Below are 22,121 nucleotides of genomic sequence, written 5' to 3' on the forward strand. Positions count from 1 at the left end.
GTTCACGCTGATGCACGCGGAGAAGGCCACCTTCACGATCGAGCTGATGGCGCGCCTGCTCAGCGTCTCACGCGCCGGCTACTATGCGTGAGCGAGCCCGCGACCTCGGTGATGCCGTTGCTCATTCGCCGCCCTCGGTCGGGGTCACCTCGAGCGGCGTGTACGACTCGCCGCGCACGTCGATCCCCTCCTCCTCGAGCTCGGCGATCGCCTGCTCGATGTAGGTGTTGTCATAGGCCGTCGCGGGCGGCTCCTCCGTGATGAGGCGGGCACCCTGCTCATTGACGGCACGGAGGGCTCCCTCCACCGTCGCGTCCCACGCGGCCGGATCGATGTATCCGATGCCGTTCTCGGCGGGCCAGATCAGCTTGTTCGTCTCGTTCGCCATCCACGTCTCGTGCCCGATCGGCCAGGCGGAGCCGGCGTCCACGGTGAGCTGCGCCGCCTCCTCGGCGTTGTCGCGGGCGTAGGCCCAGCCCTTGATCACGGCGCGCAGGAAGGCGACCGTCGTCTCGGCGTACTCCTCGTCGTTCTCGAGCCGCTCGGTGTCTGCCCAGATCGCGTCCTGCAGCATCGCTCCCTCGGTGTCCTCGTACGCGATGACGTTGAAGTCCTCGGGCTGGTAGAGCTCCCCCGTGTCCGGGTTCACCGTCTCGAGGAGCAGCGCGTACTCGTTGTACGTCATCGCCTGCGCGGCGTCGATGTCGCCCTGCAGGAACGCGTTCATGTCGAAGGACTGGGTGATGATCTCGACGCTCGACGCGTCGAGGCCCTCGGCCGCCATCGCCGCGAAGATCTCCCATTCGTTGCCGAAGCCCCAGGAGCCGATGCGACGGCCCTCGAAGTCGGCGACGGAGTCGATGCCGGAGTCCGCCCACGCGATCTGGAGGGTGCCCGAGCGCTGGAAGATCTGCGCGACGTTGGTGACGTTCGCGGCCTGCTCGATGGATCCGAGCACCTTCGGCACCCACGCGATCGCGTAGTCGACGTCGCCGGCGACGAGCGCGTCCTGCGGAACGATGTCGCCGCCCGACTCGACGATCTCGACGTCGAGGCCCTCCTCTTCGAAGAAGCCCTGCTCGAGCGCGGCGTAGTAGCCGGCGAACTGCGCCTGCGCGAGCCACTGCAGCTGCAGGGTCACGGGCGTCAGCTCCTCGCCGTCGCCCCCGCCGGCGGCCTCATCCGGCCCCGACGCGCAGCCGGAGAGGATGAGCGATGCGGCCGCACCGATCGAGGCGAAGGCGAGCAGACGACGTCGGGTCGAGGCTCTGTGGGAAGCGGGTGTGCTGTGGTTCATGGTGTTCCTTCCGAGATGGTTCTCTGCGAGAGAGGCGGGTGATGCTCGGTTGGTGCGGTGGTGCTTTCGCCGGTGGCGAAGATTCAGTGCCGGTGACGGCGCGCGAGCCGTTCGAGGCCGCTCGTGACGAGATAGAACAGCACGCCCAGCAGGATGGCGCCGACGACGAATGCCCAGCTCCGCGCGTACGCGCTCTGCGCGGCGTAGGTCGAGATGAGGCCGCCGAGGCCGCCGCGCGGGCCTCCGAAGTACTCGGCGACGAGCGCCGAGATCACGGACAGCGAGCTCGCGACGCGCAGTCCGGTGAGGATGTGCGGGGTCGCGGTCGGCAGCGTCACCGTGCGGAAGGCCTGCACGGGTGTGGCGGCGAAGACGTGCATCAGGTCGCGGTGCACCGGAAGCGCCTGCCGCAGCCCGCGCAGGGTCCCCAGGAACACGGGTGTGAACGCGGCGATGCCCGCGATCACCTGGCGCCCCAGCTGACTGTCGGCGCCGAACATGGTGTTCAGGACCGGCGCCAGCGCGACGATCGGCACGACCGCGAGCGCGGCGACGAGGGGCGCCGTCATGCCGTCTATCGCGCGGCTGGCCGCGGCCAGGGCGGCCAGCAGCACGGCCACGAGCGAGCCGGCGACGAGGCCGAGCAGCGCGTTCAGCCCCGTGACGCGCGCGCCCTCGAGCACCGAGGGCAGGAACGCGACGAACTCGCCCGCGATGGCTCCGGGGCTGGGCAGCAGGTAGTCGTCGACGCCCACGACGCTGACGAGCAGCTGCCACACGCCGAGCACGACCAGCCCCAGCGCCACGGGAGCGGCGACCACACCCCACCGCGCGGCGCCGCCCGCCGCCCGGATCCGGGGCGCGTCGGTCACGGATGCGGTCATCGCGTCTCCACTCCGCGCGCCAGGGCCCCCGGGCGCCCCTCACCCGCGTGCAGCGCCTCGCGCACGGCGGTGATCATCTCGAAGTAGCCCTCGTCCTCGCGCAGCTCTTCGGTGCGGTCAGACGTGCCGACCAGCCGCATCGAGACGACGTCGCTGATGCGGCCGGGGCGAGGCGACATCACCACGACGCGGTCGGAAAGGTACACCGCCTCGGGGATCGAGTGCGTCACGAACACCACGGCCGCGCCCGTCTCGGCGCAGATGCGCAGCAGCTCCGACTGCATGCGCTCGCGGGTCATCTCGTCGAGCGCCCCGAAGGGCTCGTCCATGAGCAGCAGCCGCGGCTTCTCGGCGAGCGCGCGGGCGATCGCCACGCGCTGCTGCATGCCGCCGGAGAGCTGGTCGGGGTGGCGGTCGGCGAAGTCCGCCAGGCCGACCATCTCGAGCAGTTCCGCGACACGCTCGCGGCGGTCCGATGCGCTCCAGCCGTGCAGCTGCAGCGGCAGTCCGATGTTGTCGGCGACGGTGCGCCACGGCAGCAGGCCCGCCTGCTGGAACGCGATGCCGTAGTCCTGATCGATGCGAGCCCTCGCCGCCGGCTTGCCGAACAGCTCCACGGATCCGTTCGTGGGCTGATCGAGATCGGCGATCAGCCGCAGCAGCGTGGACTTGCCGCATCCCGATGGCCCGATCAGCGAGACGAACTCGCCCGGCGCGATGGCGAGGTCCACCCCGCTGAGTGCGTGCACCGTGCCCGAGCGGGTGGCGAAGATCTTGTCGACGCCGGCGATCGCGACCGCCGACGTCCCAGGGTGCTGTTCGGTCGTCATCGGGACGACACCTCCACGCGTCGATAGTCCTTGAGGAGCCAGCCGGCGAGCGCGACCGAGCCGGCGGCGAGGAGGCCCAGTGCCACGGCACCGAAGATGGGTGCCCAGGCCTTGGGCGGATCGGACGAGGCCTGACCCGCGAACTGGACCACCATGCGGCCGATGCCGTCGCGCGCGCCGGTCGAGACCTCGGCGACGACGGCCCCCACGATGGCGTTCGCCGCCGCGAGGCGCAGCGCCGTGAGCAGGTGCGGGACGGCGGCGGGCAGGCGCAGCGCGAGCAGCGTGCGCCACCACCCGACGCCGTATGTCCGCATCAGCTCGAGATGGATCCGGTCGGGGGCGTCGAGCCCGCTCAGCGCCCCCACGGCCACCGGGAAGAACGCCAGATAGCTCGCGATGAGGGCGACGCTCATCCAGTCCTGCCACTCGAACGCGCCGATCTCGATGCGCGAGCCCCACGCACGCACGAGCGGCGCGAAGGCGATGAGGGGAACCGTCTGGCTGAGCACGATCCACGGCAGCAGCGCCCAGCGCGCCACGCGGAAGGCGAGCATCAGCAGCGCGAAGCCCATGCCGACCACGACGCCGACGGCAAGACCAGCGGCCGCGGTGCCGAGCGTCACGAACGACGCCTGCGCGACCGCCCACCACAGCGCGTCGGCCGTGGCGGCCCGCGTCTCGCCGGCGAACAGTCGCGCCACCATGTCCCACACGTGGGGCATCGCGAGGTCGATCGCCCGCGGCAGCACCCGCACGCCGCCGATCACGACGCCGTCTTCCGGCCCGGTCAGCCGGTAGAGCTCCCACAGCGCGGCAAGCAGGATGATCCCGCCCGCGCCCCACGCCCACGCGCGGGCGCCGCGCCCGCGGTGGACACGCGCAGAACTCGTCGACACGGCGCTCATACCTTGGCCAGCACCCTCTCCCGCATGGCCGGGATCACCGTCGCGCCGTAGGCCCGGATCGTCTCCTCCTTGTTGTCGTGCTGGAGGTATCCGGCGAACTGGTGCACGCCGACCTCGCGGAGCTGCTCGAGCTTCTCGATGTGCTGCTCCGGCGTGCCCAGCACGCAGAATCGGTCGACGATCTCGTCGGGCACGAAGTCGACGTGGTCGTTGCCGGCCCTGCCGTGCGAGTTGTAGTCGTATCCCTCGCGCTTGTCGATGTAGTCGGTCAGCGCCTGCGGCACGGCCCCGTCGGCGCCGTAGCGGCGCACCACCTCGGCCACATGATTGCCGACCATCCCGCCGAACCAGCGGGTCTGGTTGCGCATGTGCTCGATGTCGTCGCCGATGTAGAACGGCGCGGCGACGCAGAAGGTGATCGCGTCGGGATCGCGGCCCGCCCGCTCGGCCGCCTCGCGCACCGCCGTGATCATCCACTTCGCGATGTCGACGTCGGCCAGCTGCAGGATGTACCCGTCTCCCACCTCGCCGGTCAGCTGCAGCGCCTTGGGCCCGTACGCGGCGACCCACATCTCGAGCTCGCTGCCGACGGACCATGGGAAGCGCAGCGTCGCGCCGTTGTGCTGCACCGCGCGGGAGCTCGCGAGCTCGCGGATGACGTGGATCGCCTCGCGCAGCTCCTGCAGCGAGGAGGGCCGCCCGTTCAGCACGCGCACCGCACTGTCGCCCCGCCCGATGCCGCACACCGTGCGGTTGCCGAACATCTCGTTGAGGGTCGCGTAGAGGGAGGCCGTCACCGTCCAGTCGCGGGTGGCGGGGTTGGTGACGAAGGGCCCCACCTTCACCTTGCGCGTGGCGGCCAGGATCTGGCTGAACACGACGTAGGGCTCCTGCCACAGCAGGTGGGAGTCGAAGGTCCAGACGTGGCTGAAGCCGTGGTTCTCCGCCTGGACGGCGAGGTCGACCACGCGCGACGCGGGCGGGTCGTTCTGCAGGACGATTCCGAAATCCATGTGTGTCGCCTCCGCTCAGCTCAGGTACTGGCTCAGGCCGCGCTTGATGTACCGGCCGTGACCCTTGCGGCCGATGTAGCCCCTGTCATCGACGATCACCTGGCCGCGCGACATGACGAGGTCCACATGGCCGTCGATCTCGAAGCCCTCCCAGGCCGAGTAGTCCATGTTCATGTGGTGCGTCTTGCCCACGCCGATCGAGGTGTGGCCATCGGGGTCGTAGAGGACGATGTCGGCGTCGGCGCCGGGCTGGATGACGCCCTTGCGCCCGTACATCCCGAACATCCGCGCCGGCGTGGTCGAGGTGATCTCGACCCAGCGCTCCAGCGTGATCCGCCCCTCCACGACGCCCTGGTACATCAGGTCCATGCGGTGCTCGACGCTTCCGATGCCGTTCGGGATCTTCGCGAAGTTCCCGATCCCCATCTCCTTCTGCTCCTTCATGCAGAACGGGCAGTGGTCGGTCGAGACCATCTGGATGTCGTTCGTGCGCAGGCTGCGCCACATGGCGTCCTGGTGGCCGTCGTGGTGCGACCGCAACGGGGTGGAGCACACCCACTTGGCGCCCTCCAGCTCCCCCCACTCCGCGCTCTTCGCGGCCAGCTGCTCCTCGAGCGACAGGTAGAGGTACTGAGGGCAGGTCTCGCCGAACACGTTGTAGCCCGCGTCCCGCGCCGCGGCGATCTGCTCCACGGCCTGCTTCGCGCTCACGTGGACGACGTACAGTGGCGCGCCGGTGAGCCGCGAGATCATGATCACGCGGTGCGTCGCCTCCTCCTCCGTCTCCCAGGGACGAGTGAGGCCGTGCCACTCGGGTCCGGTGTGCCCGGCCTCGAGCGCCTGCTGCTGCAGCACGTCGATGATCGAGCCGTTCTCCGCGTGCATCATCATCATGGCGCCGTTCTCGGCGCCCTTCTGGAACGCGCGGAGGATCTGGCCGTCGTCCGAGAGGAACACGCCCTTGTAGGCCGTGAACAGCTTGAAGCTCGTCACGCCCTCGGCCACCAGCTCGTCCATGGCGTGCAGCGAGGACGTCTGCACGTCGGAGAGGATCTGATGGAAGCCGTAGTCGATCGCGCACTCCCCCGCGGCCTTCTCCTGCCACGCCTGGTACTGATCGAGGATGTTCTGGTCGGGGTACTGCACGACGAAGTCGACGATGCTCGTCGTCCCTCCCCATGCCGCCGCACGCGTGCCGGTCTCGAACGTGTCGCTCGCGAAGGTGCCGCCGAAGGGCATCTCCATGTGCGTGTGTGCGTCGATCCCGCCGGGGATGACGTACTTGCCCGTCGCGTCGATGACCCTGTCGACCGTGCGCGTCAGATCCGCCCCGACGATCTGAGACCCGGGCTCCAGCACCGCGACGATCCGCTCGCCGTCGACCAGCACGTCGGCGAGGCCGCGGCCGGTGGCGCTGACCACCGTTCCACCGGTGATGAGTGTCGTGCTCATGCGTTGCTCCTGTCAGGTGTCGGCTGCCTGGCCCCGCGGCTCTCAGGGAGCGGGGATCGCGGTGTACGAGTCGGGGCGGCGGTCGCGGTAGAACTGCCAGCTGTCGCGCGCCTCGCGGATGAGCCCGAAGTCCAGGTCGCGCACGAGCAGCTCCTCGTGCTCGGACGACCCGTAGTCGCCCACGAGGTTGCCGCGCGGGTCGACGAACTGGCTCCTGCCGTAGAAGTCGACGGCGAGGTCGCCGTACTCGTTGTCCTCGCGACCGACGCGGTTCGGCGCCGCCACGAAGTAGCCGTTCGCGGCCGCGGCGGCCGGCTGCTCGATCTCCCACAGCCGGTTCGACAGGCCCGGCTTGGTCGCGTTGGGGTTGAACACGATGTCGGCGCCGTTCAGGCCCAGCTCCCGCCATCCCTCGGGGAAGTGGCGGTCGTAGCAGATGTACATGCCGACCTTGCCGATGGCCGTCTCGAAGACCGGGTAGCCGAGGTTGCCGGGACGGAAGTAGAACTTCTCCCAGAACTTCTCGACGTGCGGGATGTGGTGCTTGCGGTATTTGCCGAGCACCGTCCCGTCGGCGTCGACCAGAACGCTCGTGTTGTAGTACACGCCGGCCATGGCCTCTTCGTAGATCGGCAGGACCGTCACGATGCCGAGCTCCTTGGCCAGATCCGCGAAGCGCTGCACGATCGGCCCGTCGGCGGGCTCGGCGTAGCGGTAGTACTTCTGATCCTGCGTGATGCCGAAGTACGGACCGTAGAACAGCTCCTGGAAGCCGATCGCCTGCGCGCCCTGGGCGGCGGCGTCGCGAGCGAACTGCTCGTGCTTGTCGAGCATGGACGCCTTGTCGCCCGTCCAGGTGGTCTGGCTGATCGCGACGCGAACTGTGGTCATCTCGGCTCCTCCGCGGTGTGACGCCGTCTGTCGGCTCGTGATTGCGTCACTGTCGCGCTTGGACATTTCTCTGAGATTTCGCTTTCCACCTCCCCCGTAAATTCGCGGTCCTGCCCGTGCAGCGCGGCCGCGTGCCGCTGCAGGATCGACACATGACACCCGTCGCCACGGCAGGAACGCTCGCGCAGCGCATCGAGAGCCCCACGCCGTCCGGGATCGCCGCCTCGCTCGCGCGGCTCGTCGCGGACGGCACGCTCGCCCCCGGCGACCGCCTGCCGACGGTGCGCGAGGTCGCGAGGTCGCTGGGAGTGAGCCCGGCGACCGTGTCGACCGCGTGGCGCGCCCTCTCGGGGGCGGGGACGATCGTCTCCCGCGGGCGCGCGGGGACCTTCATCCGCGCCACGACCGCGCGCGAGGTCGCCCCGCACACGCGCCGCCTCGCCGGACACGTCCACGCCACGCGGGTCGATCTCTCGCGGGGCACGCCCGACCCGCTGCTGCTGCCGCAGCTCGCTCGCGCCTTCACGCGTGCCGCACCGCAGGCGGTGACCGCCAGCTACCACGACGTCCCGCTGCTGCCACGGCTCGAGCGCCTGCTGCGCGAGCGGTGGCCGATCGAGGGGCACGCGCTGACCGTCGTCAGCGGCGCTCTCGACGGCATCGACCGCTCGCTGCAGCAGCTGACGCGCTTCGGCGACCGGGTGGTCGTCGAGCAGCCGACGTTCCCGCCGTTCTACGACCTGCTCGACGCACACGATCTGGGGATCGTGCCGGTCGCGGTCGACGAGCAGGGTGTGGTGCCGGCGGCGCTCGCCGACGCGATGTCGGTCGGGCCCCGCGTGCTCCTGCTGCAGCCCCGTGCGCACAACCCCACCGGCGTGTCCATGACCGCCGATCGCGCCCAGGAGCTCGCGGAGGTCATCCGTCGTTCCCCGCGGGGACGGAACATCACGGTGATCGAGGACGATCATTCGGGCTCGATCGCGCAGGCGGAGTCCGTGACGCTCGGCCGGCATCTGCCCGATCAGACCGTGCTCGTGCGATCGTTCTCGAAGTCGCACGGGCCCGATCTGCGCATCGCGGCGCTGAGCGGGCCGGCCGCGCTGATCGCCCGCATCGAGGGCCGTCGCACGCTCGGCCCCTGGTGGGTGCCGCGCCTCATCCAGCATGCGCTCGCCGAGCTGCTCACGGATGGCGAGTCGATCGCGGAGGTCGCGCGGGCACGGTCCGCGTACGCCTCACGGCAGCGGCGCTTCGCGGACGCGCTGGGCGATGTCGGGCGGACGACCATCGCCGACGGCATCAATGCGTGGGTGCCCGTCGACGACGAGAGGGCCGCGATCGTCGGCCTCGCCGCGCAGGGCATTCGCGTCGCGGCGGGAAGCGCGTTCTTCCGCGACCAGATCACGACGACGACCGACGGCCGTGACCGCATCCGCGTCACCGTGGGGATGATCACGACCGACGTCGAGGCGGTCGCTCAGGCGGTGTCGAGGGCGTCGGCCTCGGCGCCGGCGACCTCGTCGTAGTCGCCGTGCCACCGCTCGGGTCGGGGGCCGAGCAGCAGGATCCCGGCGCCCACCGCGGCCTCGAGGCCCACGGCGAGCGCGAGGGCACCCGGCTCCGGTCCCGCCTCCGCCAGGCGCCCCGGGCCCATGGCGCCGGACGCGGCCGCGGCCAGCGCCGCGGCGGCCGCCCCCGACAGCACCGCGATCCCGAGCGCCACGACCAGGCGCGGCAGCACGGGCTCGGGGGCGCGCGCTCCGGCGCCGCCCTCCTCGGCCGCGGCGGCGTCGAGCTCGACGACGAAGCGTGCGCGAGCCGCCCATCCCGCGATCGCGCCGAGCGCCACGGGGATGAGGGCGGCGAGCAGCAGCGGCGCCGCGCCGTGCTCGGGCAGCAGCCCGAAGATCGGCAGCGCGGGGACGACACCGAGATCCGTGCTCACGGGAGAGACGGTCGTGCCGGCGCCGACCGCGAAGCCGGGCCCGGCGATCCAGGACGCCGCCCAGACGAGCGCCGTCGGCAGGTAGGCGAGGTGGGCGAGGGTGAGGCCCGTGGCACCGAGCGCGTCGACGTGCGCCGCCTCGAAGAGCGAGACCACCTCGCCGCCACGGAGAACGACCGACAGTGCCAGCGCGACACCGGCGGCACCGAGGAGCCCCACGACGACGATCGCCGCCCCGCGGACCGCGAGCGCGGGCACCTCGCGCCACGCCACGGCGAGCCCGTCCAGCACGTCGTGCACGCGATCGATCGGTCCGCCGTCGCCCTCCCGCCAGGCCTCGGCGATGACGCCGCCGAGCGCGCCGGCGGCGTAGAGCAGCGTGGGCCAGAGCACCGCGGGGGCCGGGTGCACGACCGCCACGGGGTTGTCGGAGGTGAGCAGCACGATCGCCGCGATGAGCGCCGTGGTCGCCGCCCCCGCGACCGTGCCGGTGATCCAGGCGCCCGCCGCCACCGCGCGGCCCCCCGAGCGGGCGGCGAAGAGCACGACGAACCCGGCGAAGGCGAGGGGCGCGAGCGAGACCGCGAACGACGCGGCCTCCTGCGGCAGCGACGCGGCGGCGAGGAACTCGTCGCCGAGGGTCAGCTCGACGGGCACGAGCATGCCCAGCTGCCAGATGCGCGCGGTCGCCGGCCACAGCGCCTGCCAGTCGGCGCCGCCGCCGAACGAGAAGATCCACAGGAGCGTGAGGGGCGCGAGCACGACGCCGACGGCGACGGCCGCCGCGACGGCGGCGTCGATCGCGGCGAGCAGGGCGACGAGGAGGCGATGCATGGGCGCTACCGAGCCTAGGTCGCCCGGCCTCCGATCCCCTGCGCCCATGCCGGGAACGGTCCGGGCCGGTGTCAGTCCTCGGTGGGCTCGAGCACGAAGACGGCGATCCTGCGATCCGTCTTCTTCTGGTACTCGGCGCAGTCGGGCCACACGGCGACCGCGCGCTCCCACCACTCGTCGTACTCGGCGCCGTCGAGCTCGCGCGCGAGGTAGTCGCGCTTGACCGCGCCGTCCTGCAGCTCGACGTGCGGGTTCGCGCGCAGGTTGAAGTACCACTGCGGCGGCTCCGGGGCCCCGCCCTTCGACGCCACGACGGCGTAGCGGCCCTCGTGCTCGACCCGCATGAGCGCGGTCTTGCGCAGGCCGCCGCTCTTGGCACCCACGGTCGTCAGCACGATGACCGGCACCCCGCGCAGCGTGTTCGCCTCGGCGCCGTTCGTCGCTTCGTATGTCTCGGCCTGCGTGCGAGCCCATTCGGCGGTGCTCGGCAGGTACTCACCCTTCAGCGGCATGACTTCAGCGTAGGACGAATGCGAGGCACCCGATTCCTCCCCGCCGGGCGGAGGCCCCAGCCTGACCTCATGACGGGCACCTATCGGCTCACTCCCCTGCGGCGACGGATCGACCGGATCATGGCCGCGCTCGGACGGCGCGGGCTCGCGCCCGGTGGCGTGGCATCGCTCACCGTCGCCGGCCGCGCCACGGGCGAGCCGCGCACCGTGCCCGTGACGCCGATCCTCGTCGGCGGGCGCCGGTACCTCGTCGCGCCGTACGGACCGGTCGGGTGGGTGCACAACCTGCGCGCGGCCGGGGAGGCGACGCTGCACCGCGGCTCGCGCGTCGAGCGCGTCCGCGCCGAGGAGCTCGACACCCGCGCCGCGGCCCCCGTGCTGAAGGCGTACGTGCGCCAGGTGCCGATCGTCCGCCCGCACGTGGCGGCGGGCCCGGACGCCGACCTCGCGGCGTTCGAGGCGATCGCGCCGGCTCACCCGGTGTTCGCGATCACGCCCGTCGGCTGATCCGGCGCGAGCGCGGGCACCGCCCCCGGACGCGACGAAGGCCCCGCCCGGATCGGGCGAGGCCTTCGTGCGAGTGAGACTTACAGCGACTGCATGATCTCGCGCATGAGCGCGGCGGTCTCGCTGGGGGTCTTGCCGACCTTGACGCCGGCGGCCTCGAGGGCCTCCTTCTTCGCGGCGGCGGTACCGGCCGAGCCCGAGACGATCGCGCCGGCGTGGCCCATCGTCTTGCCCTCGGGGGCCGTGAAGCCCGCGACGTAGCCGACGACCGGCTTGGTGACGTTGGCCTTGATGTACTCGGCCGCGCGCTCCTCGGCGTCGCCGCCGATCTCGCCGATCATGACGATCGCCTTGGTCTCGGGGTCGTTCTCGAACGCCTCGAGCGCGTCGATGTGCGTCGTGCCGATGACCGGGTCGCCGCCGATGCCGATGGCGGTCGAGAAGCCGAAGTCCTTCAGCTCGAACATCATCTGGTAGGTCAGCGTGCCCGACTTCGACACGAGGCCGATGGGGCCCTTGCCCGTGATGTTGGCCGGCGTGATGCCCGCGAGCGCCTCGCCCGGCGTGATGATGCCGGGGCAGTTCGGCCCGATGATGCGCGTCTTGTTGCCCTTGGCCTTGGCGTGCGCCCAGGCCTCGGCGGTGTCGCCGACGGGCACGCCCTCGGTGATGACGACGAGCAGCGGGATCTCGGCGTCGATGGCCTCGATCATCGCGGCCTTCGTGAAGGCCGGCGGCACGAAGGCGACCGACACGTCGGCGCCCGTCTGCTCCATGGCCTCCTTGACCGATCCGAAGACCGGCAGCTCGACCTCGCCGACGCCCGGCTTCTCGTGCGTCACGGTGGTGCCGGCCTTGCGCGCGTTCACGCCGCCGACGATGTTGGTGCCCGCCTTGAGCATGAGCGCCGTGTGCTTGGTGCCCTCGCCGCCGGTGATGCCCTGGACGATGACCTTGGAGTCCTTGTTGAGGTAGATCGACATCTGTCTAGTCCTTTTCGATCCGGGGGCTCAGGCGTTCGCCAGCTCGGCGGCCTTGTCGGCGCCCTCGTCCATGCCTGCGGCGAGGGTGACGAGCGGGTGGTTCGCGGCGGCGAGGATGGCGCGGCCCTCCTCGACCTGGTTGCCGTCGAGGCGCACGACGAGCGGCTTGGTGGCCGCGTCGCCGAGGATCTCGAGGGCCTTCACGATGCCCTCCGCGACGGCCACGCACGAGGTGATGCCGCCGAAGACGTTCACGAACACGCTCTTGACCTGCTCGTCGCCGAGGATGACGTCGAGGCCGTTGGCCATGACCTGCGCGTTCGCGCCGCCGCCGATGTCGAGGAAGTTGGCCGGCTTCACGCCGCCGTGCTTCTCGCCCGCGTAGGCGACGACGTCGAGGGTCGACATGACCAGGCCCGCGCCGTTGCCGATGATGCCCACCTGGCCGTCGAGCTTGACGTAGTTGAGGCCGTTCGCCTTGGCCTTGGCCTCGAGCGGATCGGCGGCGCCCTTGTCCTCGAGCTCCTCGTGCTCGGGGTGGCGCACCTCGGTGCCGTTGTCGTCGAGGGTGACCTTGCCGTCGAGGGCGATGATGTCGCCGGCGCCGGTGCGGACGAGCGGGTTCACCTCGACGAGCGTGGCGTCCTCGCCCTTGTACACGTCGTAGAGCTTGACGAAGACGTCCGAGACCTTCTCGACGAGGTCCTCAGGGAAGTTCGCGGCGCGGGCGATCTCGACGGCCTTGGCCTTGTCGATGCCCTGCAGCGGGTCGACCTCGACCCGCGCGAGCGCCTCGGGCTTCTCGACGGCGAGCTGCTCGATCTCCATGCCGCCCTCGACGCTGCACAGCGACAGGTACGAGCGGTTCGCGCGGTCCAGCAGCACCGAGAAGTAGAACTCCTCGGCGATGTCGGCGCCCTGGGCGACCATGACGCGCTTGACGACGTGGCCCTTGATGTCGAGGCCGAGGATCGCCTTGGCCGCCTCGTACGCCTCATCGGGGGTCTTCGCGACCTTGACGCCGCCCGCCTTGCCGCGACCGCCGGTCTTCACCTGGGCCTTGACGACGACCACTCCGCCGATCTTCTCCGCCGCTGCCTTCACCTCCTCGGGGGTGTCGGCGACGATGCCGGCGAGCACCGGCACCTCGTACTTCTCGAAAAGGTCTCGAGCCTGGTACTCGTAGAGATCCACGTTGCAATCCTTATGTGGGCGACAGGGCCAGAGGCGTGGAAAACGTCTCGACGTCGAGCGAACTCGACCAAGACCCCAGCGTACTATCCCGCCGCGACGCGCCCGAACCCGCGAACCAGCCGCAGACACCGCGGCGACACGACGAACGCACCCGTCCCCGTGGGGCGCGGGTGCGTTCGGAGGGTCTGCGTCAGCGCTGTTCCTTGGCGCCGGAGCGCGCGTGGATGGGCAGCGCCATGGCGGCGCACACGAGCAGGATGCCGAGCGCGAAGACGACGGCCTGGAACGAGGGCACCATGAACGCGACGGCGAACGCCGCGAAGCCGGCGAGGAAGAGGATGCAGCTGATCAGGAACATCGCGCGCCTTTCTGGAAGTCTCCGACGATCCTACCGTGCGCGCGCAGGGGCATCCGGCTGTCGGATTCGCACAAACGGCGTGCGCGCGCCCACGCCGCGCCCTACCGTGTGGGCATGCCTGCGACGGGCGGAATGCCCTGCACCGACCGAACGGAGTGAGCAACGTGGCCACCGAGCTTCCCGGCGACCGTACCGAGCCGTACGACGTCACCTCTCCCCTCGACACCGACTACTACGCCGTCTTCGCCGACGTCTCCGGCGCGGATCGCGACGCGTGGGAGCGCGCGCGCACGCTCGTCGGCGAGTACTCGGATCGGATGGCGCAGGCGTGGGACCGCGCCGAGTACCCCGTGGAGGTGCTGCCGCGGATGGGCGAGCTGCACCTGCTCGGCGACGGCGTGGAGCACCCCGACCTCACGCCGATGTCGCCGCTCGCGGCCGGCCTGGTGAACATGGAGCTCTCGCGCGGCGACGGCTCGCTCGGCACGATCCTCGCGGTGCAGGGCGGCCTGGCCCTGCGCACCCTCGTCTTCTACGGCAGCGACGTGCAGAAGGACCGCTGGCTGCGCCCGCTGGCCACCGGAGGGGTGCTCGGGTCCTTCGCGCTCACCGAGCCGGTGCACGGATCCGACTCCACGTCGCTCGAGACGGTGGCGCGACGCGACGGCGGCGACTGGGTGATCTCGGGCGCGAAGAAGTGGATCGGCAACGGCGCCTCGGGCGGCATCACGTTCGTGTGGGCGCGGATCGACGACGAGACCGATACCGACCACGGCCAGGTCGGCTGCTTCCTCGTGGAGCAGGACGCGCCCGGCTACACCGGCACGGTGATCGAGGGCAAGGTCTCGCTGCGCGCGATCCACCAGGCGCACATCCGCCTCGACGGCGTGCGGGTGCCGGGCGATGCCCGCCTGCCCGGTGCGCACTCGTTCAAGGACACCTCGCGCGTGCTGTTCGCCACCCGATCCGGCGTGGCCTGGTCGGCGCTCGGCCACGCCACGGCGTGCTTCGAGGCCGCGCTGGCGTACTCGACGCAGCGCGAGCAGTTCGGCAAGCCGCTCGCGCGGTTCCAGATGGTGCAGGAGCGCCTCACGCAGATGCTGGCCGAGCTCACGGCCATGCAGCTGTACTGCCGCCGCCTGGCCGACGTCGAGGCGTCCGGCGCCCTGCGGCCCACCCAGGCGTCGCTGGCGAAGTACCACAACACCCGCGCTGCGCGCCGGATCGCGCAGACCGCCCGCGACGTGCTGGGCGGCAACGGCATCCTGCTCGAGAACCGCGTCATCCAGCACATGGCCGACATCGAGGCGATCCACACCTACGAGGGCACCGAGAGCGTCCAGGCCCTGCTGATCGGCCGCGACCTCACGGGCATGGGCGCCTTCGCCTGACCGACCCGGCGCCCCTGGTCACGGGGCATCGCCGGCGGCAGGATGGGCGCATGCCCCACGACATCCCCGCGCCGATGCTCGCGAAGGCGGTCCAGGGCATCCCGGACCCGGCGAAGCACGCCGGCGGACTGCAGTACGAGCCCAAATGGGACGGCTTCCTTCACTGAACCCGGGAAGGCCCGGTTGGACGTCAAGTGTGCGGCTCCGGGCGGAAGATCTCTTCCCAGGTGGTACCGAAGTCACGTGTCGTGACCACGCCACGTTGGTCGACGAGGGCGATCTCGTCGCCCGGCGTGACGGTGAGGGCCTGGGCGGCACCTTCGTACTCGCCTCCGGTGGCCCACTCGCCGCTGGGGAGCTGGTAGACGAGTGTGTTCTCGAAGCTGGTGCCGACCAGTAGCCCCAGGCTGTTCGTCGCGATCAGAACCATCCGCGGCGCAGTCTCGTCGAGCTCGAACGTCGCACCCGCGTCACGGCTGACATAGAGCCCTTCGGGAGTGGTCGCGTAGACGGTGTCGGAATCGTCGGGGTCGGCGAGCATGTCGCGTGCGTCGACGCCGACTCCGTCGTTCCAGGTGCGCCCGCCGTCGTCGGAGCGGTAGACGATGCCGAAGTTGTTCGCGTAGATGCGATTCGGATCGGATTCGCTGATGGCGAGGTCGTGGAAGTCGGTCTCACCGGTGAATGCAACGTTCGTCCAGGTGCGGGCGTTGTCGTCGGAGCGGATGAGGCCGAGATTCGGGCCGGCGAAGTGGTCGGGGCTGTTCGGCCCGGGGTGTCCGGAGGCATAGAGCTGACCGTCGACGGCGGTGAACCCCATGGCGTCGAAGTCGTTGCCGGCGACCGGTCCGCTGAGCTCCGCCGAGCGGGTGAGGGCGTCGAGTTGGTAGATGCCGCCGTGGCTGGCGATGAGCAGACCGCCCGTCTCGGGGTCGGAGGCGAGCCCGTGGACGTGCTCGAGGGCCACCTTGGTGTCGTGGTCGGGGTCCTCGGCTCGGATCAGAGCGCAGCCGGTGAAGAGGGGCGCAGTCAGGGCAAGGGCGGCGAAGGCGGCCAGGCGCCGTCAGGGAATGGCGGGGATGAAAGGCATGGGAGATCTCCGGGATGGTTCGGGCAGGACAGAGCCGGTGACCACCCGGACGGGGTGGCCACCGGCGCGGCGGGTGCTCACAGCTGGGCGAGCAGCTCCTGCATCTCGGTGATCTCGGCGGTCTGGTCCTCGACGATCTTCTGCGCGAGGGCGACGGCGTCGGGGTTCTGGCCGTTGTCGATCTGGGCCTGGGCCATGTCGATCGCACCCTGGTGGTGCATGATCATCTGCTCCAGGAACAGGCTCGATGCGGTTTCGCCGTCGGCTTCCTCGAGGGCGGCCATGTCCTCTTCGGACATCATGCCGCCGCCGTGGTCCATGCCGCCCATGTCGGTGTCCTGGCCCCAGTCTTCGAGCCACTGGTTCATGGTCTCGATCTCCGGGCCCTGAGCGGCCTTGATGCGCTCGGCAAGCGCGACGACGTCCGGGTGAACCCCGTCCTTGGCCAGCAGAGTGTCGGACATCTCTATGGCCTGCTGGTGGTGCATGACCATCTCCATCGCGAACGTCACGTCCGCGTCGTTGAACACCGCGCCACTGGCCTCAGCGGAGGCGCTGGGCGAGCTGCTGGTGCCGTTGCCGTGGTCCATGCCTTCCATATCGGAGCCACCGGTGTCGCTGCAACCGGTCAGGACGAGCGCGGTCGCGAGGATGCCGGCGTGGAATGCAATCGTGCGGATCTTCATGAGGGTCTGTCTCCTAAGTCGTTGTTGAGGGGCGTGCCGAAGCACGGGATCTGCGACAGCAGATGACCCTCAGGTGCGACTGATGGAGAGGACGTTCAGATCGGGAGGAACCGGCGGCGCCTCCGTGAGCGTCGCCGTGGCACGTGGCGGCGCCTGAGCGCGCGCAATGGTGACGACCCGGCCGGGGCGAATGGCGAGGACGATGCTGACGGCGAGCAGGGCGAGCACGCACGCCATGAACGCCATCGCGTCCATGCCGCCCCCGCAGTCGCCCTCAGCGCAGGGATCCGCCGCGGAATGATCACCGGCTGTGGCCGCGTCCGGGCTCGTGACGTCAACCATCGCGGGCTCACCGCCATGGTGCGTGCTCTCGCTGATCACCACGGGAGCGTGGTGGGTGCTGCCGCTGCTGAGCACGTGCATGCCGACGAGGCCAATCAGCACGCCGATGACGGCCGCGGCGGTGAGCAGGAAGGTGCGCGCCAGTGTGGCGTTCGGGCGCATCGCCCGGCGCAGCGTCATCACGCTCATCAGCGCACCTTCCTTCCCGCTCACACTCTACGAAACCCGCCTGTCAGGCACCGCGCAAGACGGCTGCCGCGGTGACCTCGGGGCGCATGTCGAGCCGGCGCAGCAGCTGCGCATTCAGCGCGACGACGATCGTCGACAGCGACATCAGGATCGCCCCGACCGACATCGGCAGCACGAACCCGAACGGGGCGAGCACGCCGGCGGCGAGCGGGACGGCGATCACGTTGTAACCGGCAGCCCACCACAGGTTCTGCTTCATCTTCCGGTAGCTGGCCCGAGACAGCTCCATCACCGACAGCACCGATCGCGGGTCGTCGCTGGCGAGGATGACACCGGCGGAGGCGATCGCGACGTCGGTGCCCGCACCGATCGCTATACCCACGTCGGCCTGGGCGAGGGCGGGAGCGTCGTTGACGCCGTCGCCGACCATCACGACCTTGCGGCCCTCCTCCTGCAGCTGCTTGACCTTGGAGGCCTTGTCCTCGGGACGCACGCCGGCGAAGAACCGGTCGATGCCAAGCTCCTCGGCCACGGAGGCGGCGACCGCTTCCGCATCGCCGGTGATCATCACGACCTGGACGCCGCGGACGTGGAGCGCCTCGATCGCCTCCCGGGACTCGCTGCGGATCTCATCGGCCAAGCGAAGCGCCCCGGCGACCTGACCGTCGATCAGGATGTGCAGGATGATCGCCCCCTCGCGGCGCCACTCGTCCGCGACGGGCAGCTCGGCGGATCCCTCCTGCTCGAGCAGGTAGGGGCCGCCGACCTGTACCAGGTGCCCGTCGACGGTGGCGCGCACGCCGACCGCCGGTGAGGACTCGAACCCGGAGGATCCCGGCACCGCCAGTCGCTTCTCGCTCGCGCCGTTCACGATCGCGCGTGCCAGGGGGTGCTCGGAGTCTGTCTCGGCCGCGGCCGCGAGGGCGAGCAGCCGGTCTGCGTCGATCCCGTCGGCGGGGTGCACCGCGGTGACCGCCGGGGCGCCCTTGGTGAGGGTGCCGGTCTTGTCGAACAGGACCGTGTCGATGGTGCGCATACTCTCCAGCGCCAACCGGTCCTTGATGAGCACTCCGCCGCGCGCGGCCCGCTCGGTGGCGATGGACACCACCAGCGGGATCGCCAGGCCCAGAGCGTGGGGACAGGCGATCACGAGGACGGTGATGGTGCGGACCACGGCCTGATCTGGGAGGCCCAGCAGCGTCCATACCAGCGCGGTGATGACGCCTGCGATCAGGGCGAACCAGAACAGCAGCGCCGCGGCGCGGTCAGCGATTCGCTGCGCGCGGGACGAGGAGCTCTGCGCTTCGGCAACCAGCCGCTGGATGCCGGCGAGGGTGGTGTTCTCTCCGATCGCGGTGATCTCCACGCGCAGGCCCGAATCGGTCGCGACAGTGCCGGCGACGACCTGGTCGCCCTCGGAGCGGCGGACCGGGCGGGATTCGCCGGTGATCATGGCCTCGTCCATGCTCGCGGAGCCCTGCACGACCCGCCCGTCTGCGGGCACGCGGCCGCCCGGGCGGACCACCACGACGTCCCCGACACGCAGGTCGGCGGGGGCGACGGTGACGGTGGTGTCGCCCTCGATGCGCTCGGCCTCGTCCGGCAGCAGCGCGGCGAGGGAGTCCAGCGCGGACGTCGTCTGGGCAAGGGAGCGCATCTCGATCCAGTGACCGAGCAGCATGATGACGATCAGCAGCGCGAGCTCCCACCAGAAGTCGAGCTCATGGTGCAGGACGCCCAGGCTCGCGCCCCACGAAGCCAGGAACGCGACCGTGATGGCCAGACCGATCAGCAGCATCATCCCGGGCTTGCGGGTGCGCAGCTCGCTGACCGCGCCGGTGAGGAAGGGCGCACCGCCCCACACGTACATCACCGTGCCGAGCACGGGTGAGATCCAGCTCACCCATGCGGCGTCGGGCAGCGCGTATCCCAGCAGCATGGCGAACATGCTCGAGAACGCCACCACCGGCACGGCGAGGGCGAGCATGATCCAGAACAGGCGGCGGAACTGCCCCACGTGATCACCGTGACCGGCATGCCCGCCATGGCCGACGTGCCCGCCATGACCAGCGTGCGCGGCTTGACCGGGATGCGCGCCGTGATTGTGCTCCGCTTGATCGTGACCGCTGTGGTCCTGGCTGCCGTGCGCTGCCGGTTCGGTCGCGACGGCTTCGCGCATACCCTCGGCGGTTGCCTCGGGATCCGTGTGCTCCGTGGTGCTGTCGTGTCCGGCGCGGTTGTGGCCGGCGTGCCCGTGCATGGTGTGATCGTGCTGGCTCATCGGAGCCTCCTCTGCGAGTTGCCGCCGCTGGACGGGCGGGAGGGCAGGAGTGGGTGGATGCTCGGCCGTGTCAGGCGTCGCTGACGGTGTAGCCGGCCTCAGCGACGGCGACGCGCAGCGCATCGGCGTCGACGGGAGCGGAGCTTCGGACCGTGACGGTCGAGGTGCCGCCCGCGGTGAGCGCGACCGACACGTCGTCCACGCCGGGAACCGCGGACAGCTCTTCGGTGACGCTGGCAATGCAGTGCGCGCACGTCATCCCCTCCACCAGCAGCGTGGCCGACAGTCCCGCTTCCACGGGCAGCTGTTGCGTCGTCGAGGCGCTCGGGGCGGCGCAGCAGGCGCATCCGACGCCGGCGTCCTTGAGACCCAGCTCGACTCGTTCGATCGTCATGATGATGTCCTTCCGGTGACGTGGTTCACGAGCGCACCAGGCGCGCGATGGCGGCGTTGGCTTCGCGGATCTTCTCCTCCGCGACCGGCCCGCCCTGCGCGGTCGCCTCGGCCACGCAGTGGCTGAGGTGGTCGCCGAGCAGCGACAGTGCCACCGCTTCGAGGGCCTTCGTCGCTGCGGAGACCTGCGTGAGGATGTCGATGCAGTAGTCGTCGTTCTCGACCATCCGCGCGATCCCCGCGACCTGTCCCTCCGCGCGGCGCAGCCTCTTCAGCAGCGCTTCCTTGTTGTCCGCGTACCCGTGCACGCGCCAATGATACATACCCCCACGGGGTATGCAACCCGGTGGGGGAATCTGTGCCGAGGCCCTACCGTGCCGAGGGTCGGGGAAGCGCCCCGATCGAGGAGAAGGAGGACGATATGACTGTTGCAGAGCAGATGCTGACCACTCACCCCCGGGCGGGCGCCGGCGCCGACACCGCGGCCTTGGTGCGCTGTATCGAGGCGTGCGTGGAGTGCGCCCAGGCGTGCACCGCGTGCGCAGATGCCTGCCTGAGCGAAGAGATGGTGGCTGACCTGACCGCGTGCATCCGCAAGAACCTCGACTGCGCCGACGTCTGCGCGACGACCGCCGCGGTCCTGTCGCGCCAGACCGGCTCGAACACCGACGTCCTGCGCGCCCAGCTCGAGGCATGCCGCGCGGCCTGTGCGTCGTGCGCGGCCGAGTGCGAGACGCACGCCCAGATGCACGAGCACTGCCGGGTGTGCGCCGAGGCCTGCCGCCGCTGCGAGCAGGCGTGCGCGGAGCTGTTGGGGGCACTGTGAGCCAGGCCGGGCACCACTCCGAGCACGAGGGCGTGCCGCACTCGAAGCAGGGCGGGATGCAGCACGGGGGGATGGCGAGCTACGGCAAGCTCGCCATCTCCCTCGCACTCAGCTTCATCGTGATGTACCTGCTCACCTTCGCGATGATCAACGTCTTCGCCGACTTCCTGCCCAACATCAGCAACCTCTACATGGCGCTGATGATGGTGTTCCCGATGGGGATCATCATGATCGCCGTGATGTGGAAGATGTTCCCCAACAAGCCACTCAACATCGGACTGCTCGTCGGCTTCGCCGCGCTGTTCGTGGTGGCGTTCCTCATGGGCCGAGCAGAAGCATTCGTCGGGGATGACCAGTTCCTGCGGTCGATGATCCCGCATCACTCCCGCGCGATCCTCGTCTGCGAGCAGTCCAACATCACCGACTCCGAGATCGTCACGCTGTGTGAGCAGATCGTTCAGTCCCAGCAGGAGGAGATCGACCAGATGAAGGACATCCTCGAGCGGCTCAACGATTGAGAACGCGACCGGCGTCGGCGCCCCACCGCACACCTGGCCCCGACGCGAGCTGGTGGTCGACGTGCTTCACAAGGTTGTCTTCGCCGTCATCACGGGAATCGTCGCAGACCGGATGATCCGACCGCACTTGGTCTCCACCAGGGGGCGAACCAGCCACTGACCAGGGCGACGCGCGAGGCGCGTTAGCACGCCTTCCTTCCGCTAGGGCTATGCGAGGGAGAGGAAGAGTTTCTCGAGTTCTTCGGGGCGTGTGGCATCTTCTGCGTCTGGGTCGGCGAGGCACTCGCGGAGGGCGCTTGAGATGACGAGGAAGCCGGCCCTGTCGAGCGCCTTCGAGACGGCGGCGAGCTGCTGCACGACGTCGCGGCAGTGGGCGTCCTGTTCGACGGCGGTGATGACCGCTGCCAGCTGCCCGTGTGCTCGGCGGAGCCGGTTGACGACCTTGCGCTTTGCCTCCTGGTCGTGCTCCGGTGCCGCGTCCGCGAGTGTGGGTGTGCTTGCCATGAGAGGTCCTTTCGTGAGCCCGAGTTGACAACCAGCATACCCCCGGGGGTATAGTCGGGCTACCGGCGGCGAATACTCCCCCGGGTATAGCGAAGGGATGCGCAGATGTGCCGAGCAGTGATGTGCCGCACGTGCGGCAAGACGACATGGGCCGGCTGCGGCCAGCATGTCGCGGCGGTGAAGAGCAGCGTCGCGAGCTCCGACTGGTGCGGTGGTCAGCACACCGCCGCGGAGCTGGAGGCGGCACAGGCGAACCGCGGCGGGTTCTGGTCACGCCTGTTCGGACGCTG

25 protein-coding genes and 1 pseudogene are annotated in these 22,121 nt (G+C 70.3%); 7 read left to right on the top strand and 19 right to left on the bottom strand.

The annotated features are described in order from the left end of the window. Positions 1-121 precede the first annotated feature (121 nt). From ACWDR7_RS03000 to ACWDR7_RS03030, 7 genes are all read right to left on the bottom strand, one after another. A complete protein-coding gene (locus ACWDR7_RS03000) occupies positions 122-1,297 on the bottom strand; it encodes an ABC transporter substrate-binding protein (RefSeq protein ID WP_449853459.1) in 1,176 nt (391 codons plus the stop codon). Between the two features lie 83 nt (positions 1,298-1,380). Then, positions 1,381-2,181: an ABC transporter permease gene (locus ACWDR7_RS03005; RefSeq protein WP_449853460.1), complete on the bottom strand. Its 801-nt coding sequence runs from the start codon at positions 2,179-2,181 to the stop codon at positions 1,381-1,383. Next, positions 2,178-3,011 carry an ABC transporter ATP-binding protein gene (locus ACWDR7_RS03010; RefSeq protein ID WP_449853461.1) on the bottom strand — a complete coding sequence of 278 codons (834 nt, stop codon included), beginning with the start codon at positions 3,009-3,011 and terminating at the stop codon, positions 2,178-2,180. The genes ACWDR7_RS03005 and ACWDR7_RS03010 overlap by 4 nt, the downstream gene beginning before the upstream one ends. Further along, positions 3,008-3,919 (bottom strand): ABC transporter permease, encoded by a 912-nt coding sequence (locus tag ACWDR7_RS03015; RefSeq protein ID WP_449853462.1) that lies wholly within the window; start codon positions 3,917-3,919, stop codon positions 3,008-3,010. The genes ACWDR7_RS03010 and ACWDR7_RS03015 overlap by 4 nt, the downstream gene beginning before the upstream one ends. Further along, positions 3,916-4,932 (bottom strand): TIGR03842 family LLM class F420-dependent oxidoreductase, encoded by a 1,017-nt coding sequence (locus ACWDR7_RS03020; protein WP_449853463.1) that lies wholly within the window; start codon positions 4,930-4,932, stop codon positions 3,916-3,918. Before ACWDR7_RS03020 ends, ACWDR7_RS03015 begins: the two co-directional genes overlap by 4 nt. A 15-nt stretch (positions 4,933-4,947) precedes the next feature. Beyond that, positions 4,948-6,384, bottom strand: coding sequence for a dihydropyrimidinase (gene hydA, locus ACWDR7_RS03025; protein WP_449853464.1), 1,437 nt, complete (start codon positions 6,382-6,384; stop codon positions 4,948-4,950). A gap of 42 nt (positions 6,385-6,426) precedes the next feature. Beyond that, the gene (locus tag ACWDR7_RS03030; RefSeq protein WP_449853465.1) at positions 6,427-7,275 is read right to left on the bottom strand and encodes a nitrilase-related carbon-nitrogen hydrolase; all 849 of its coding nucleotides are present in this window, start codon (positions 7,273-7,275) and stop codon (positions 6,427-6,429) included. A 152-nt stretch (positions 7,276-7,427) separates the two neighbouring features. On the opposite strand from ACWDR7_RS03030, the gene ACWDR7_RS03035 reads away from it, so the two are divergent. Further along, positions 7,428-8,804: an aminotransferase-like domain-containing protein gene (locus tag ACWDR7_RS03035; RefSeq protein WP_449853466.1), complete on the top strand. Its 1,377-nt coding sequence runs from the start codon at positions 7,428-7,430 to the stop codon at positions 8,802-8,804. Here ACWDR7_RS03035 and ACWDR7_RS03040 read toward each other — a convergent pair. Beyond that, the gene (locus tag ACWDR7_RS03040) at positions 8,756-10,057 is read right to left on the bottom strand and encodes a cell division protein PerM (protein ID WP_449853467.1); all 1,302 of its coding nucleotides are present in this window, start codon (positions 10,055-10,057) and stop codon (positions 8,756-8,758) included. The genes ACWDR7_RS03035 and ACWDR7_RS03040 overlap by 49 nt on opposite strands. 71 nt (positions 10,058-10,128) lie before the next feature. Beyond that, on the bottom strand, positions 10,129-10,569 hold the full coding sequence (locus tag ACWDR7_RS03045; protein ID WP_449853468.1) for a nitroreductase family deazaflavin-dependent oxidoreductase: 441 nt from the start codon (positions 10,567-10,569) through the stop codon (positions 10,129-10,131). Between the two features lie 69 nt (positions 10,570-10,638). On the opposite strand from ACWDR7_RS03045, the gene ACWDR7_RS03050 reads away from it, so the two are divergent. Continuing rightward, complete coding sequence (locus ACWDR7_RS03050; protein ID WP_449853469.1) at positions 10,639-11,076, top strand: nitroreductase family deazaflavin-dependent oxidoreductase; 438 nt, start codon at positions 10,639-10,641, stop codon at positions 11,074-11,076. 80 nt (positions 11,077-11,156) lie between these two features. On the opposite strand, the gene sucD is transcribed toward ACWDR7_RS03050, so the two are convergent. The 3 genes from sucD to ACWDR7_RS03065 all read right to left on the bottom strand — a co-directional run bounded on the left by sucD (position 11,157) and on the right by ACWDR7_RS03065 (position 13,611). Further along, complete coding sequence (gene sucD / locus ACWDR7_RS03055; protein WP_449853470.1) at positions 11,157-12,059, bottom strand: succinate--CoA ligase subunit alpha; 903 nt, start codon at positions 12,057-12,059, stop codon at positions 11,157-11,159. A gap of 27 nt (positions 12,060-12,086) precedes the next feature. Then, positions 12,087-13,253 (bottom strand): ADP-forming succinate--CoA ligase subunit beta, encoded by a 1,167-nt coding sequence (sucC, locus tag ACWDR7_RS03060; RefSeq protein ID WP_449853471.1) that lies wholly within the window; start codon positions 13,251-13,253, stop codon positions 12,087-12,089. Between the two features lie 190 nt (positions 13,254-13,443). Beyond that, positions 13,444-13,611, bottom strand: coding sequence for a hypothetical protein (locus ACWDR7_RS03065; RefSeq protein WP_449853472.1), 168 nt, complete (start codon positions 13,609-13,611; stop codon positions 13,444-13,446). 164 nt (positions 13,612-13,775) lie between these two features. Between ACWDR7_RS03065 and ACWDR7_RS03070 the strand changes: the two genes are divergently transcribed. Continuing rightward, entirely contained in the window at positions 13,776-15,002 is a 1,227-nt protein-coding gene (locus ACWDR7_RS03070; protein WP_449853473.1) for an acyl-CoA dehydrogenase family protein, read from the top strand. 50 nt (positions 15,003-15,052) lie between these two features. Continuing rightward, positions 15,053-15,160: pseudogene (locus ACWDR7_RS03075) on the top strand (ATP-dependent DNA ligase); the annotation flags it as partial. Positions 15,161-15,192: 32 nt separating this feature from the next. Here ACWDR7_RS03075 and ACWDR7_RS03080 read toward each other — a convergent pair. The 4 genes from ACWDR7_RS03080 to ACWDR7_RS03095 form a co-directional block, all read right to left on the bottom strand. Then, the gene (locus ACWDR7_RS03080; RefSeq protein ID WP_449853474.1) at positions 15,193-15,969 is read right to left on the bottom strand and encodes a F510_1955 family glycosylhydrolase; all 777 of its coding nucleotides are present in this window, start codon (positions 15,967-15,969) and stop codon (positions 15,193-15,195) included. 200 nt (positions 15,970-16,169) lie between these two features. Then, positions 16,170-16,778: a DUF305 domain-containing protein gene (locus tag ACWDR7_RS03085; RefSeq protein WP_449853475.1), complete on the bottom strand. Its 609-nt coding sequence runs from the start codon at positions 16,776-16,778 to the stop codon at positions 16,170-16,172. 69 nt (positions 16,779-16,847) lie between these two features. Next, on the bottom strand, positions 16,848-17,309 hold the full coding sequence (locus ACWDR7_RS03090) for a DUF6153 family protein (RefSeq protein WP_449853476.1): 462 nt from the start codon (positions 17,307-17,309) through the stop codon (positions 16,848-16,850). Positions 17,310-17,352: 43 nt separating this feature from the next. Next, positions 17,353-19,296: a heavy metal translocating P-type ATPase gene (locus tag ACWDR7_RS03095; RefSeq protein WP_449853569.1), complete on the bottom strand. Its 1,944-nt coding sequence runs from the start codon at positions 19,294-19,296 to the stop codon at positions 17,353-17,355. A 30-nt stretch (positions 19,297-19,326) separates the two neighbouring features. On the opposite strand from ACWDR7_RS03095, the gene ACWDR7_RS03100 reads away from it, so the two are divergent. Further along, positions 19,327-19,674 (top strand): hypothetical protein, encoded by a 348-nt coding sequence (locus ACWDR7_RS03100; RefSeq protein ID WP_067027611.1) that lies wholly within the window; start codon positions 19,327-19,329, stop codon positions 19,672-19,674. On the opposite strand, the gene ACWDR7_RS03105 is transcribed toward ACWDR7_RS03100, so the two are convergent. Continuing rightward, on the bottom strand, positions 19,661-19,984 hold the full coding sequence (locus tag ACWDR7_RS03105) for a heavy-metal-associated domain-containing protein (protein WP_067027614.1): 324 nt from the start codon (positions 19,982-19,984) through the stop codon (positions 19,661-19,663). The two genes, ACWDR7_RS03100 and ACWDR7_RS03105, sit on opposite strands and share 14 nt — an antisense overlap. A 25-nt stretch (positions 19,985-20,009) precedes the next feature. Beyond that, on the bottom strand, positions 20,010-20,291 hold the full coding sequence (locus ACWDR7_RS03110) for a metal-sensitive transcriptional regulator (RefSeq protein WP_067027616.1): 282 nt from the start codon (positions 20,289-20,291) through the stop codon (positions 20,010-20,012). A 113-nt stretch (positions 20,292-20,404) separates the two neighbouring features. Between ACWDR7_RS03110 and ACWDR7_RS03115 the strand changes: the two genes are divergently transcribed. Together ACWDR7_RS03115 and ACWDR7_RS03120 are read left to right on the top strand one after the other, a co-directional pair. Continuing rightward, a complete protein-coding gene (locus ACWDR7_RS03115; protein ID WP_067027657.1) occupies positions 20,405-20,809 on the top strand; it encodes a four-helix bundle copper-binding protein in 405 nt (134 codons plus the stop codon). After that, on the top strand, positions 20,806-21,327 hold the full coding sequence (locus ACWDR7_RS03120) for a DUF305 domain-containing protein (protein ID WP_449853477.1): 522 nt from the start codon (positions 20,806-20,808) through the stop codon (positions 21,325-21,327). The genes ACWDR7_RS03115 and ACWDR7_RS03120 overlap by 4 nt, the downstream gene beginning before the upstream one ends. A gap of 207 nt (positions 21,328-21,534) precedes the next feature. Here the strand turns inward: ACWDR7_RS03120 and ACWDR7_RS03125 are convergent, their stop codons facing one another. Beyond that, on the bottom strand, positions 21,535-21,831 hold the full coding sequence (locus ACWDR7_RS03125) for a metal-sensitive transcriptional regulator (RefSeq protein WP_055988447.1): 297 nt from the start codon (positions 21,829-21,831) through the stop codon (positions 21,535-21,537). Positions 21,832-22,121 lie beyond the last annotated feature (290 nt).

The organism is Microbacterium sp. NPDC003461, from assembly GCF_053588335.1.